At 69.5% G+C, this 12,488-nt stretch carries 12 protein-coding genes; 8 read left to right on the top strand and 4 right to left on the bottom strand.

What is annotated here, in order from left to right:
- Window positions 1-117 precede the first annotated feature (117 nt).
- Both AB0M01_RS24195 and AB0M01_RS24190 read left to right on the top strand, forming a co-directional pair.
- Window positions 118-702, top strand: coding sequence for a Uma2 family endonuclease (locus AB0M01_RS24195; protein ID WP_363673109.1), 585 nt, complete (start codon window positions 118-120; stop codon window positions 700-702).
- 51 nt (window positions 703-753) lie between these two features.
- Window positions 754-2,556, top strand: coding sequence for a DEAD/DEAH box helicase (locus AB0M01_RS24190; RefSeq protein ID WP_363673107.1), 1,803 nt, complete (start codon window positions 754-756; stop codon window positions 2,554-2,556).
- Window positions 2,557-2,932: 376 nt separating this feature from the next.
- On the opposite strand, the gene AB0M01_RS24185 is transcribed toward AB0M01_RS24190, so the two are convergent.
- Window positions 2,933-3,778, bottom strand: coding sequence for a helix-turn-helix transcriptional regulator (locus AB0M01_RS24185; protein WP_363673105.1), 846 nt, complete (start codon window positions 3,776-3,778; stop codon window positions 2,933-2,935).
- A gap of 1,109 nt (window positions 3,779-4,887) precedes the next feature.
- On the opposite strand from AB0M01_RS24185, the gene AB0M01_RS24180 reads away from it, so the two are divergent.
- The gene (locus AB0M01_RS24180) at window positions 4,888-5,616 is read left to right on the top strand and encodes an SDR family oxidoreductase (RefSeq protein WP_363673103.1); all 729 of its coding nucleotides are present in this window, start codon (window positions 4,888-4,890) and stop codon (window positions 5,614-5,616) included.
- 9 nt (window positions 5,617-5,625) lie between these two features.
- Here AB0M01_RS24180 and AB0M01_RS24175 read toward each other — a convergent pair whose 3' ends face one another.
- Window positions 5,626-5,814, bottom strand: a complete 189-nt coding sequence (locus AB0M01_RS24175) for a hypothetical protein (protein WP_363673101.1) — start codon at window positions 5,812-5,814, stop codon at window positions 5,626-5,628.
- Between the two features lie 93 nt (window positions 5,815-5,907).
- Between AB0M01_RS24175 and AB0M01_RS24170 the strand changes: the two genes are divergently transcribed.
- Entirely contained in the window at window positions 5,908-7,143 is a 1,236-nt protein-coding gene (locus AB0M01_RS24170) for an MFS transporter (protein ID WP_363673099.1), read from the top strand.
- Here the strand turns inward: AB0M01_RS24170 and AB0M01_RS24165 are convergent, their stop codons facing one another.
- A complete protein-coding gene (locus AB0M01_RS24165; RefSeq protein WP_363673097.1) occupies window positions 7,144-7,893 on the bottom strand; it encodes a hypothetical protein in 750 nt (249 codons plus the stop codon).
- 55 nt (window positions 7,894-7,948) lie between these two features.
- Here AB0M01_RS24165 and AB0M01_RS24160 point away from each other — a divergent pair, with 55 nt between their 5' ends.
- A complete protein-coding gene (locus tag AB0M01_RS24160; RefSeq protein WP_133977902.1) occupies window positions 7,949-8,593 on the top strand; it encodes a helix-turn-helix domain-containing protein in 645 nt (214 codons plus the stop codon).
- A gap of 1 nt (window position 8,594) precedes the next feature.
- On the opposite strand, the gene AB0M01_RS24155 is transcribed toward AB0M01_RS24160, so the two are convergent.
- Window positions 8,595-9,065, bottom strand: a complete 471-nt coding sequence (locus AB0M01_RS24155; protein ID WP_363673095.1) for an Lrp/AsnC family transcriptional regulator — start codon at window positions 9,063-9,065, stop codon at window positions 8,595-8,597.
- Window positions 9,066-9,220: 155 nt separating this feature from the next.
- Here AB0M01_RS24155 and hppD point away from each other — a divergent pair, with 155 nt between their 5' ends.
- The 3 genes from hppD to AB0M01_RS24140 all read left to right on the top strand — a co-directional run bounded on the left by hppD (window position 9,221) and on the right by AB0M01_RS24140 (window position 12,465).
- Window positions 9,221-10,423 carry a 4-hydroxyphenylpyruvate dioxygenase gene (hppD, locus tag AB0M01_RS24150; RefSeq protein WP_363673093.1) on the top strand — a complete coding sequence of 401 codons (1,203 nt, stop codon included), beginning with the start codon at window positions 9,221-9,223 and terminating at the stop codon, window positions 10,421-10,423.
- 133 nt (window positions 10,424-10,556) lie between these two features.
- Complete coding sequence (locus AB0M01_RS24145) at window positions 10,557-11,027, top strand: hypothetical protein (RefSeq protein ID WP_363673091.1); 471 nt, start codon at window positions 10,557-10,559, stop codon at window positions 11,025-11,027.
- A gap of 61 nt (window positions 11,028-11,088) precedes the next feature.
- Entirely contained in the window at window positions 11,089-12,465 is a 1,377-nt protein-coding gene (locus tag AB0M01_RS24140) for an FAD-linked oxidase C-terminal domain-containing protein (RefSeq protein WP_363673089.1), read from the top strand.
- Window positions 12,466-12,488: the final 23 nt, after the last annotated feature.

Here is a 12,488-nt window from a genome sequence, read left to right as displayed (position 1 = left end):
AGGCCGATCGCACCAGCGGGCGCCCGCACGTTGTGGACACGAATTGGTCTGTGGACAACCGCCGGGGGCGGGGCAGATCACGGCATGTTCTTGGTGTGACCACAACAAGGAGGCACGATGACACTCGTGGAACCCATCGAGACCCGGCCCGAACCCGAATTCAGCATGCCCTGGGCCCCGTTCCGCCCGATCACCAGAGCCGATCTGTACCGGGTGCCGAATGACGGCCACCGGTACGAACTCATCGACGGAGTCCTGGTCATGACACCGGCACCGTCGCTACGGCATCAGTTGGCGGCCGGTCGTCTGTTCAGCCGCCTCACGCTCAACTGTCCTGACGACCTGTACGTCCTGTCGGCCCCGTTCGACGTCGTTCTCTCCGAAGACACCCTCGTACAGCCCGACATCCTCGTCGCGGCCCGGGACGACTTCACCGAACGGGACCTGCCGAAGGCGCCACTGCTCGCGGTGGAGGTTCTCTCACCGAGCACCCGCCGGATCGACCTCATGCTCAAGTTCTCCCGGTACGAAGCCGCCGGCTGCCCGTCCTACTGGGTGGTCGATCCCGACACGCCGACCCTGATCGTCTGGGAGATGCAGGACGGGGCATATGCGCAGGTCGCGAAGGTCTCCGGCGACGAGGCCGCACGCCTGACCAGCCCGTACGACGTCGAGGTGGTGCCCGCCGATCTGATTGTCTGAGCGTTGTCGGGTAACGTTCCTGCACGGCCGACAGTCGAGTATCGGGGGAGTATGCCGTCCGTGGATTCGCACGTGCCAGCACCACCAGCCGTGCTTCCTCCGGCCTACCCGGACCGGGCAGCCTGGGGTACCGCCAGCAAGCTGCGCGCCTGGCAGGCGGAGGCGCTGCAGCTCTACATGGACCAGCAGCCGCGGGACTTCCTCGCGGTCGCGACGCCGGGTGCCGGCAAGACGACGTTCGCGCTGACCGTCGCCGCCGAGCTGCTGCACCGGCGGGTGATCGACCGGGTCACCGTGGTGACCCCGACCGAGCACCTGAAGGTCCAGTGGGCCGAGGCGGCCGACCGGGCCGGGATCGCGATCGACCCGACCTTCGCCGGCGGCAAGGGCCGGACCAACAAGGACTTCCAGGGCGTCGCGGTGACCTACGCCGGGGTCGCGGTGAACCCGCTGGCCTTCCGCGTCCGCACCGAGCGGTTCCGCACGCTGGTGATCCTCGACGAGGTGCACCACGGCGGTGACGCGCTGAGCTGGGGCGACGGCGTCAAGGAGGCCTTCGAGCCCGCGACCCGCCGGCTCGCCCTGACCGGTACGCCGTTCCGCAGCGACGACAACCCGATCCCGTTCGTCACCTACGAGTACGGCCACGACGGCGCGGCCCGCAGCAAGGCCGACTACACCTACGGCTACGGTCACGCTTTGCGCGACCACGTCGTCCGCCCGGTCATCTTCATGTCGTACTCCGGCGAGATGCGCTGGCGCACCAAGGCCGGCGACGAGGTCGCGGCACGACTCGGCGAGCCGCTGACCAAGGACCTCACCGCCCAGGCCCTCCGGACCGCGCTGGACCCGACCGGCGAGTGGATGCCCGCCGTACTGGCCGCGGCCGACAAGCGCCTCACCGAGGTCCGCCGTCACATGCCGGACGCCGGCGGCCTGGTCATCTCCGGCGACCAGAACACCGCCCGCGCGTACGCCAAGGTCCTCCGCGAGTTGACCGGCGAGGCCCCGACCGTCGTCCTGTCCGACGAAAAAGCGGCCAGCAAGAAGATCGCGAAATTCTCCGGCGACGACTCCCGCTGGATGGTCGCGGTCCGCATGGTCAGCGAAGGCGTGGACGTCCCACGCCTCGCGGTCGGCGTCTACGCGACCCCGACCTCGACCCCACTCTTCTTCGCCCAAGCAGTAGGCCGCTTCGTCCGAGCCCGCAAGCGAGGCGAAACGGCGTCGGTCTTCGTCCCGTCAGTCACCCGCCTCCTCGGCTTCGCCGCCGAAATGGAGGTGGAACGCGACCACGTCCTCGGCCGCAAGAACTCCAACGAGGACGGCGACATCTTCGCCCTCGAAGACGACCTCATCAAACAGGCCAACCAGACCGAAGGCGCCAGCGACGACCTCGACGCCAAGTTCGAGGCCCTCGGCTCCGACGCCAGCTTCGACCGCGTCGTCTTCGACGGCGGCGACTACGGCACCGGCGGCGACCTGGCCTCCGACGAGGAAATGGACTTCCTGGGCCTCCCCGGCCTCCTCGAACCCGACCAGGTCCGCGAGCTCCTCAAGAAGCGCCAGGCGAAATCCATCGCCCAGCAAAAACGCTCCCAACGAGGCACCAGCACCACCACCGACGACCCCACCCCCGTCGAACTGGCCACCCACGAACAGGTAGCCCTCCTCCGCCGAGAACTCAACGGCCTGGTCGCCGCCTGGCACCACCGCACCGGCCAACCCCACGGCGTCATCCACAACGACCTCCGCCGCAAACTAGGCGGCCCCGCAGCGGCCCACGCGTCGTCAACCCAACTCAAAGACCGCATAGAACTAATCCGAGACTGGGCCACCCAACGCCGAGCCTGACAACTCAGCCGACCCAAGACCCGGCCGGTCAGCCAACCGCAACCTCAACCACAGCAGGCCCACCACCGAAGCCAAAGGTGTGGAGGGCAATGGCCGACCCCAAGGTGACGCCTGCTGACTTCTCGCCCAACAGCGTCCCTGTACTTGGTAGTCGGCGGAGGTAGGCGAGAAGTACACAGGTGGCACCTACCCGCACCCAACAGCAAAGCCGCGGCCGGCGCCGCGAGGCCCGAACCACCCGCACCCGACCTATGTGTGCCAGCCCAAGCCGGTCAGCCGACAGGCAACCCCAGCCCCAGCCGGTCACCCGACAAGCAACCCCAGCCCCAGCCAGTCAGCTAACAGACACCCCCAGCCCCGCCACCCGCCGTACGCCCTACCCCCGCGCACTCAACGACTGAATCCCAACAACATCAAGCAACCGCAACGCCTGCTCCGACGCCGACCCCGGCTCAGCGGCGTACAAAACAATCCTCTGATCCCGCTCCGGAATAACAAGCACCTCCGCCACCACATCAATCCGCCCCACCACCGGATGATGAAGCGTCTGACACATCGACTCCTGCGTACCGACCTCATGCAACGCCCAGATGCGAGCGAACTCCTCGCTACCACGAAGCAGATCAGCGACAAGCGCACGAATCGAAGGATCGTCCGGATACTTGCTAGTAGCCGCCCGCAGATCAGCAGCGGCCTCCCGCGCAAACTCAGCCGTCGCCTCCTCACCGAACAAATCAGCCTGCCGCGCCCGATCAAGAAAGCGCAGCCGCAACAGATTGCGCTTAGCCTCCGGCAGCGCCGAGAAGTCAGTGATCAGCGCAGCAGCAAGCGGATTCCAAGCCAGTACGTCGTACTTGGCGTCAAGCACCATCCCAGGCGCATCAAGCCGCGCCAACATCCGCAGCACCCCGCCCCGAACCTCCCGCGGCGGCCCCGGCGGCGGCCCCGGCTCCTCCCCGGCGAGCCGAAAAAGATGATCCCGCTCAGCAGTAGACAACTGAAGCGCCCGAGCCAACCCAGCGAGCACCGCCCGCGACGGATGCGGCCCACGAGCCTGCTCGAGCCGCGTGTAGTAATCGGTCGACATGGTCGCAAGCGCCGCAACCTCCTCCCGCCGCAACCCCGGCGTCCGCCGCCGAAGCCCAGCAGGCAACCCAGCATCCTCAGGCCGAAGCCCCGCCCGCCGAATCCGAAGAAACTCCGCCAACTGCTGCCTGTCCACACCCCAAGAATCCCAGCCCAACCCTCACCAAACCAGGGACCCCCAATCCCTCCCACCGCGCGCCCTGTGCGCCCGCACTCTGCGAGCCGCACACCATGTGCCCCGCGCCCTGCCCCCCGCGCCCGCCGCCCTCCGCTCACACTCGGCGCCCGGCACCGGACGCGGTCCGCGCTCGCGCCCGTGCTCACGGCCTGCGCCCCCGGGCCCGCGTCCGGTGCCTGACACCTGCGCGCGGCCTGACCGCGCTCACCGCTCCCCACACCCGGCGTCCTGCGTGCACGCCCGCGTCCGGCGGCCGGCATCCCGCGCTGCGCTCCCCGCGCCCGCGTTTAGCTCCGCGCGCTGCGCTCACACTCGGCGCCCCGCGCCTGCGCCCGTGCTCACGTCCCGCGGGCCGGGGCTCTGCATCCCGCGCCCGGTGCCTGCGCGGCCCGCTCCTCGGCGCTCGTGCACCGCGACCGCGTACGGCGCCTACGCTCACACTCGGCGCCCTGCTGCCGCGGCCCGTGCTCTCATCCCGCGCCCACCGCGCTCCCCACACCCGGCGTGCCGCGCGTACGCCCGCGTCCGGCGTGCCGCGCTCACACTCGGCGCCCAGCACCTGCTGCCCGCGCTTACGCACCACGTCCCGTGCCCCTGCGTGTTCCCGGAGCTCTTCCCGTACGGCGCCGCGACGGAAGCGGGCAGCGACGACCGGGCCTGCGGCTGCTGTGAGGCCCGGTCGGGTGGAGGCAGGTGATGCGTGGGCAGCGAGGTTGGGAGCGGGCAGCGATGGAGGTGGCTATGCCGGACGAGCGACGGACGCGGGTGTGCCGGACCAGCGACGGAAAAGGCACCGATGGAATCGGGCAGCCATGGAAGCGGGTGTGCCGGGCCAGCGGCTGAAGCGGGCGGGTCGGACGGGGAAGAGCCGGCCCTGCGGGCCGGGCGGTCGGGTGGATGCGGGCGGGTCCCCGGGCCGGGGCGGGCGGTCCCCCGGGCCAGGGCGGCCGGGTCTACAGGCGAGGGCGGGTGGGCCCGCCGACCTCGAGCAGCCCTGGGGAGGACCCCGCGTCCCTGGGAGCAGCTCGCTCTGCTCCCGTGCTTAGATCCCGCCGAATGTGGTCAGCATGACTCAGCAGAACGTTGTACTGGTGACCGGCGCGACCAAGGGGATCGGGCGGGAGATCGCTCGGCAGTTCGGGGCGCTTGGGTGGACTGTGGTGGTTGGTGGGCGGGACCTTGGGCGGGCCGAGGCGGTGGTAAAGGAGCTCGTGAGCCACGGCGGCGATGCGGCTGCGGTGCGGATCGAGGTGACCGATCCTGCGTCGGCGCAGGTGGCCGCGGAGTGGATCGAGGAGAAGTACGGGCGGCTCGACGTGTTGGTGAACAACGCGGCGGTGATTGCCGAGGGGGACGACGCGGTGAGTGCGATCTCGGCGAAGACGCTGCGGGACGGGTTCGAGACGAATGTGGTCGGGCTGGTCGCGACGACGCAGGCGATGCTGCCGTTGCTGCGGCGGGCCGAGGCGGCGCGGGTCGTGAACATGTCGACCGAGTTGTCGTCGCTGGCGCGGGTCGGGGATCCGGAGTCGCGGATGTCGACGGTGCTGACCGCGGGGTACAACTCGTCGAAGATCGCGGTGAACATGCTGACCGTGATGCTGGCCAACGAGCTGCGCGGCGAGGGGATCCTGGTGAACGCCGCCGATCCCGGCAACTGCGCGACCGACATGGGCGGCTGGGACGCGGCCCGTACGCCGGCGCAGGGTGCGGCGGTCGCCGTACGGCTCGCGACGCTGCCGGCCGATGGGCCGACCGGCGAGCTGCACGACGAGTCCGGCCGCCTGCCCTGGTGACCAGCTGACTCAGTCGAAGTCGAACACCGAGTTCTTGTCGTAGAAGTGCAGCACGTACCGGCAGTTCTGGCAGATCAGCAGCGTCATCCGGTGCGAGGTGAACCCCCACCGGGAGTCGCTGCGGGCCTCCTCCTGCTGGAACTGGGGGCACTGGCACAGCGGGCACGTGAGCGCGGGGGCCTGCGGCTGGTTCGTCATACGGGACTAGACGCAGCAACCCGCCGCACGGTGCCCGCAACCGACTGGCGATCCTGTCGTAAGGGTCGTCAACGGATGACATAGGTTACCTATGTGCCTCGTCTGCTGACCGATGTCCGACCGTTGAAGGAGTCGCCGGACTTCCGGCGGTTGTGGCTCGGCTCGACGGTCTCGCAGCTCGGGCAGCAGATGACCGCGGTGACGGTGTCGATCCAGGTCTACGCGCTGACCGAGTCGACGTTCGCGGTCGGGCTGGTCGGGTTGTTCGCGCTGGTCCCGCTGATCGTGTTCGGTCTGTACGGCGGCGCGATGGCCGACGCGATCGACCGGCGCACGCTGGCGCTGGTCAGTTCGAGCGGGCTCTGGCTGCTGTCGATGGTGCTGGTCGTGCAGTCGGTGCTGGAGTGGGAGCAGGTCGGCGTCCTGTACGCCGTGGTCGCGGTGCAGTCGGCGTGCTTCGCGGTGAACAACCCGGCGCGGTCGGCGATCATCCCGCGGCTGGTCCGGCCCGAGTTGCTCCCGGCGGCGAACACGCTCAGCCAGGCGGCGTTCAACCTCGGCTTCACCGCCGGGCCGCTGCTCGGCGCGACGATGATCGCTTGGCACGGGTTCGCGGCGGCGTACCTGGTGGATGTGATCACGTTCACCGCGGCGCTGTACGCGCTGTTCCGGCTGCCGCCGGTGCCGCCGACCGGGGAGGTCCGCCGGGCCGGGATCCGGTCGGTGCTCGAAGGGTTCACGTTCCTGCGCGCCGCCTCGGCGCTGCTCGCGACGTTCGTGGCCGACATCCTGGCGATGACGTTCGCGCAGCCGCGGGCGCTGTTCCCGGCGGTCGCCGGGTCGTTCTTCGCCGGCGGCGTGAAGACGGTCGGGCTGCTGCAGACGGCGCCGGCGATCGGGGCGCTGCTCGGCGTGGTGTTCTCGGGCTGGGTGAGCCGGGTGCGGCGGCAGGGGATCGCGATCGTGGTCGCGATCACGGCGTACGCCGTGGCGGTCGGGCTGTTCGGCTTCGCGCGGACGATCTGGCTGGGCGTCGCGCTGCTGGCGATGTCGGGGATGGCCGACATGGTCAGTTCGGCGTACCGGAACACGGTGCTGCAGTCGGCGGCGCCGGACGCGATGCGCGGGCGGCTGCAGGGCGTGTTCATCGTGGTGGTCGCCGGCGGCCCGCGGCTCGGGGACTTCGTCGCCGGTACGACGGCCGACCTGACGACCCCGACGATCGCGCTGGCCGGTGGCGCGTGCGCCTGCATCGTCGGGCTGCTGATCCTGCTGGCCTACAACCGCCCGTTCCGCGAGTACGACGCCGACGTCCGCGCGCTGCACTGATCAGCCCCCGGTGACGAGCTTCTTCAGGACCGTCGGCCAGGAGTCCATGTCCGGGTTGATCCGCTGCAGCTCCTGACCGCCGACGGTGACCAGCTTGCGGTCGCCGAGCGGCTCCTTCAGCTTGATCGCGGTCAGCGAGATCGAGCTGTCCGGCGGGCACGGCTGGGCCGCGTCGACGACGGCGGTGATCGCGTCCTCGCCCTGCTCGACCTTGAGGTCCAGCGCGCAGTCCTGGACGACCCCGATCAGCAGGTCGCCCTCGTCGTAGTCCGGCCTGTTCTGGATCCACTTCAGGTACTTCGGCTTCTTGTCGCCCATCAGCTGGTACGCCGCGACCGCCTGCGGTTTCGGCTCGGTGACCGCGCCCGCTCCGTCGCCGATGAACGTGCCGTAGATCATGTTCACGCAGGGGTCGTCGCTGCTGCGCTTCTGGTTGCCGGCCGGCGGGATGTCGACCGCGCCCCAGGCGGTGGCCGCCTGGAAGCAGCCGTTCGCCTCCCGGTTGAGCGAGATGTTGAACCCGACCAGCCCGAGCGCGAGCACGACCAGCAGCCCGGCCAGCATCCGGCGGGACTGGATCCGCTTCGGGGTCAGCCGGCGCCCGGCCGGGTCGGCGTCCTCGGGGTGCTGCTTGAACAGCCCGAGCACGGTGGTCGTCCACTGCGGGTTGATCAGCGTCGGGACGGCGTACAGCAGGATCAGCACGACCGCGACGGCGATGGCCGGGAGCAGAGACCAGTAATTTCGCACGGCAGCAAGATACGGCGCCATCGGTCCGCGCCCGAAAAACGGATACCCTTCGGTTGTGCCGGCAGAGACGTCCCAGACGCTCGATCGGGGACTCACGGTCCTCGAGCTGCTGGCGGACGCCCCGGACGGGCTGTCGATCACCGAGCTGGCCGCGTCGCTCGGGGTCAGCCGGACGGTCGTCTACCGGCTGGTCAACACGCTGGAGCTGCACCGGCTGGTACGCCGTGACAGCGAGGGCCGCGCGCGCCTCGGGCTGGCGGTGCTGCACTACAGCCGCCGGGTCCAGCCGACGCTGCGCGATGCTGCCCTGCCCGTACTGCGTTCGCTCGCCGAGGACACCGGCGCGACCGCGCACCTGACCGTCGCCGACGGCGAGGAGGCGCTCGCGATCGCGGTGATCGAGCCGAGCTGGACCGACTTCCACGTGTCGTACCGGATGGGTTCGCGGCACGCGCTCGACCAGGGGGCGGCCGGGAAGGCGATCCTGGCCGGCCGGCGCAAGCCGGATCCGGCGGGGCGGCCGTTCGTGATCACCGCCGGGGAGCTGCAGGCGGGGGCTCAGGGGGTGTCGTCGCCGGTACTGGGGGTGCCTGGGGTGGAGGCGAGCATCGGTGTGGTGGTGCTGGGGAAGCTGGACAGAGACTTTGTCGGTCCGAGGGTTGCTCGGGCTGCAGTAGAAGTCGCCAAGCGCCTCGCCTAATTCATTTGGAAGTCGCCGCTCTCAGCAGCGGTAGCACTCGGTGAGGGATCTGCTCGGCCAGCGCGATCACCGTGGACGCTCTTTGGATGCCGTGCACGATGACGACCTGGTCGATCACCCGCTGCAGGTCCGCGTTCGAGCGGGCGACGATGCGGCACCACAGATCCTCGGCGCCGGTGATGGTGTGCACCTCGAGGACCTCCGGGATCGCGGCCAGGGCGGCGGCGACCGTGGTGTGGCCGGAGCCCTGCTCGATCTGCAGGGTGGCGAAGGCGGTCACCGGGTAGCCGATCGCCGCGGTGTCGATGTCGGGGCCCCAGCCGCGGACGACGCCGTCGCGCTGCAGGCGGTCGAGGCGGGCCTGGATCGTGCCGCGCGCGACGCCGAGCCGGCGTGAGGCCTCGAGCACGCCGACCCGCGGCTCGGCGGCGAACAGGTCCAGGATCCGGGCGTCCAGCGCGTCGACCGACATGGCTGCCTCCAAGCAGTGGTCAGGGTGACCAAATAGTCCAACAACAGCCTGAGAATACTGCACAAGCTGATCAGTCAAAACGAGTTCTGTTGCGCAACCTGTCGCCCACCAGCCAGGCTCCCAGCCAAGCTAGCCACCGACCGGGAGGACCCGCGATGACCAGCACCGACCTGACCCCCGCCGAGCTCGACGCCGATCTGGACCTCGATCAGCTCAAGCAGCTCGTCGGCCTGGTCCCGTACGACGAGAGCAGCGACCCGTTCCCGGTGACCGCGATGGACGCCGTCGTCTTCGTGGTCGGCAACGCGACCCAGACCGCGAAGTACTACCAGCTCGCCTTCGGGATGGACCTGGTCGCGTACACCGGCCCCGAGCACGGCACCAAGGACCACAAGGCCTTCGTGCTGAAGGCCGGGTCGGGCCGCTTCGTGATCACCGGCGGCGTCACGCCGGACAGCCCGCTCAACGACCACCACCGCAAGCACGGCGACGGGGTCTCCGACATCGCGCTCGAGGTGCCGGACGTGGACAAGTGCATCAAGCACGCCCGCGAGCAGGGTGCGACCGTGCTGGAGGAGCCGAACGACGTCACCGACGAGCACGGCACCATCCGCCGCGCCGCGATCGCGGCGTACGGCGACACCCGGCACACGCTGATCGACCGCAGCCGGTACGACGGCCCGTACCTGCCCGGTTTCGTCGCGGCGCAGACCCAGGTGCAGCGGCCGGAGGGCCACCCGAAGCGCCTGTTCCAGGCCATCGACCACGTCGTCGGCAACGTCGAGCTCGGTCTGATGGACGAGTGGGTGACGTTCTACAACAAGGTGATGGGCTTCGTGAACATGGCGGAGTTCGTCGGCGACGACATCGCCACCGACTACTCCGCGCTGATGTCCAAGGTGGTGGCCAACGGCAACCACCGGGTCAAGTTCCCGCTGAACGAGCCGGCCGTGGCCAAGAAGAAGTCGCAGATCGACGAGTTCCTGGAGTTCTACGACGGCGCCGGCGCGCAGCACATCGCGCTGGCCACCAACGACATCCTGCGCACCGTCGACATCATGCGGGCCAACGGGGTGGAGTTCCTGAACACGCCCGACTCCTACTACGAGGACGCCGAGCTGCGGGAGCGGATCGGCCACGTCCGGGTGCCGATCGAGGAGCTGCAGTCGCGCAAGATCCTGGTCGACCGTGACGAGGACGGCTACCTGCTGCAGATCTTCATGAAGCCGCTCGGCGACCGGCCGACGGTGTTCTACGAGCTGATCGAGCGGCACGGCTCGCTGGGCTTCGGCAAGGGCAACTTCAAGGCGCTGTTCGAGGCGATCGAGCGCGAGCAGGAGCGCCGCGGCAACCTGTAGCCGACACGCTGGGTACCGCCCCTGACACCGAGGGTTCAACGTCCGATTACCGGATTGACTGTCAGGTCAGGGGCGGTTCGCGTACGCTGCCCAGTGGACGGGCGTCGGGGCGCCGGTCCAGGAAGGGTTTCCGATGAAGACACTGGGCATCCTGCTCAGCACCGCGGGCCTGGCCGGAGCGGGCGCAATCGCTCTGGCCTCACCAGCTCAGGCCGTCGAACTGGCCAACTGCCCGGGTGCACGACCGATCTCGTCAGCGCAGATCTTCCGGGACGGCAAGCCGCCGGGCTGGGGCGACATCAAGCTGATGCGGGACAACTGCTCGCAGTACTGGGCCGAGGTGTCGATGGACGCCAAGCTGCCGAAGTACGCGATGACCACCGCGATCCTGGTGCAGACCGGCGGGACCAACAACGGCCGCACGCTGACCTGCGACAGCGGCGGCGGCACGGGTGCCGTCGTGGCGGGCCAGCGCACCTGCCGTACTCCGAAGGTGAAGTCCGGGGACACCAGTACGACGTTCACGGCGATCGCCCGCGAGTACCGGAACTTCGGCAGCGGCTGGGACAAGATCTCCGAGAACCGGACCGCGCGGACGCGCTGACCCGACACAACCGCTGGACGACGACCTGCCTCGGCACCGGCCGCCTATTAGGCTCGAAGCCATGAGTGAGGTCGTCGAGCGGTTGCGTCAGGTTCTGCCTCCCGAGGCTCTGGTCACCGATCCGGACCGGATGGAGAGTTACCGGTACGACCGGGCGATGTTCTGCCCGGCCGGGATGCCGGCGGCGGTCGTCCTGGCCCGGGAGACAGCGCACGTTCAGGCCGCGGTGCGCGCCGCGGCCGAGTTCGGCGTGCCCGTGGTCCCGCAGGGCGCCCGGTCCGGGCTGTCCGGCGCCGCGAACGCGCTGGACGGGTCGATCGTGATCTCGCTGGAGAAGATGGACAAGGTTCTCCGGATCGAGCCCGTGGACCGGTACGTCGTGACGCAGCCCGGCGTCTACAACGCCGTCCTGTCGCGTGCGGTCGCCGAGCAGGGGCTGTTCTACCCGCCGGACCCGTCCAGCTGGGAGTTCTGCTCGATCGGCGGCAACCTGTCGACCAACTCCGGCGGCCTGTGCTGCGTGAAGTACGGCGTGACCACGGACTACGTGCTCGCGCTCGAGGTCGTGCTCGCGAACGGCGAGATCCTGCGCACCGGCCGAAAGACCGTCAAGGGTGTGGCCGGCTACGACCTGACCAAGCTGATCGTGGGCAGCGAGGGGACGCTCGGCATCATCACCGAGGCGACCCTCGCGCTGCGCCCGCAGACGGCCAAGCCGCGGACGATGGCGGCGTTGTTCGGCTCCGGCCGGGCGGCCGGTGAGGCGATCCTGGAGATCATCCGGTCCGGGGTCTCGCTGAGCCTGCTGGAGATCATGGACCGGACCACGATCCGCGCGGTGAACGCGTACAAGCGGATGGACCTGCCCGAGGACGCGGCCGCGATGCTGATCGCGCAGTCCGACGCCGGCGGTGCCGCGGGTGCGGCCGACATCGCGACGGTGGCGAAGTTGTGCCGCGAGAACGGCGCGCTGGAGTGCATCGAGGCCGACGACGAGGCCGAGGGCGACCTGCTGCTGGAGGCCCGCCGGGCCGCGCTGCTCGCGCTCGACGAGCTCGGGACGACGATGATCGACGACGTCTGCGTGCCGCGGTCGCGGCTGGCCGACTTCATCGAGGCGACCGAGCAGTGCGCCAAGGACCTGGACATCACCGTCGGCGTACTCGGTCATGCCGGTGACGGCAACATGCACCCGACCGTCGTGTTCGACGCCCAGGATCCCGAGCAGGCCCGGCGCGCGCAGGCGGCGTTCGACAAGATCATGGAGATCGGCCTGGAGCTCGGCGGAACGATCACCGGGGAGCACGGCGTCGGAGTGCTGAAGCGGGACTGGCTGGCCCAGGAGATCGGCCCGGTGGCACTCGACGTGCACCGCGCGATCAAGGCCGCGCTGGACCCGCAGAACTTGCTGAATCCGGGCAAGGTGGTGCTGAGCTGAGAGTTGTTTCACCTTTTGTGACT

It is taken from the genome of Kribbella sp. NPDC051770 (assembly GCF_040681455.1).
GTDB lineage: Bacteria > Actinomycetota > Actinomycetes > Propionibacteriales > Kribbellaceae > Kribbella.
This window is presented reverse-complemented; position numbering and strand designations above follow the sequence as displayed.

What these genes read in the sequence shown, in the direction of transcription:
- AB0M01_RS24195 (WP_363673109.1), top strand. Translation starts at nt 118, where the DNA reads ATGACACTCGTGGAACCCATCGAGACCCGGCCCGAACCCGAATTCAGC.
- AB0M01_RS24190 (WP_363673107.1), top strand. Translation starts at nt 754, where the DNA reads ATGCCGTCCGTGGATTCGCACGTGCCAGCACCACCAGCCGTGCTTCCT.
- AB0M01_RS24180 (WP_363673103.1), top strand. Translation starts at nt 4,888, where the DNA reads ATGACTCAGCAGAACGTTGTACTGGTGACCGGCGCGACCAAGGGGATC.
- AB0M01_RS24175 (WP_363673101.1), bottom strand. Translation starts at nt 5,814, where the DNA reads ATGACGAACCAGCCGCAGGCCCCCGCGCTCACGTGCCCGCTGTGCCAG.
- AB0M01_RS24155 (WP_363673095.1), bottom strand. Translation starts at nt 9,065, where the DNA reads ATGTCGGTCGACGCGCTGGACGCCCGGATCCTGGACCTGTTCGCCGCC.
- hppD (WP_363673093.1), top strand. Translation starts at nt 9,221, where the DNA reads ATGACCAGCACCGACCTGACCCCCGCCGAGCTCGACGCCGATCTGGAC.
- AB0M01_RS24145 (WP_363673091.1), top strand. Translation starts at nt 10,557, where the DNA reads ATGAAGACACTGGGCATCCTGCTCAGCACCGCGGGCCTGGCCGGAGCG.
- AB0M01_RS24140 (WP_363673089.1), top strand. Translation starts at nt 11,089, where the DNA reads ATGAGTGAGGTCGTCGAGCGGTTGCGTCAGGTTCTGCCTCCCGAGGCT.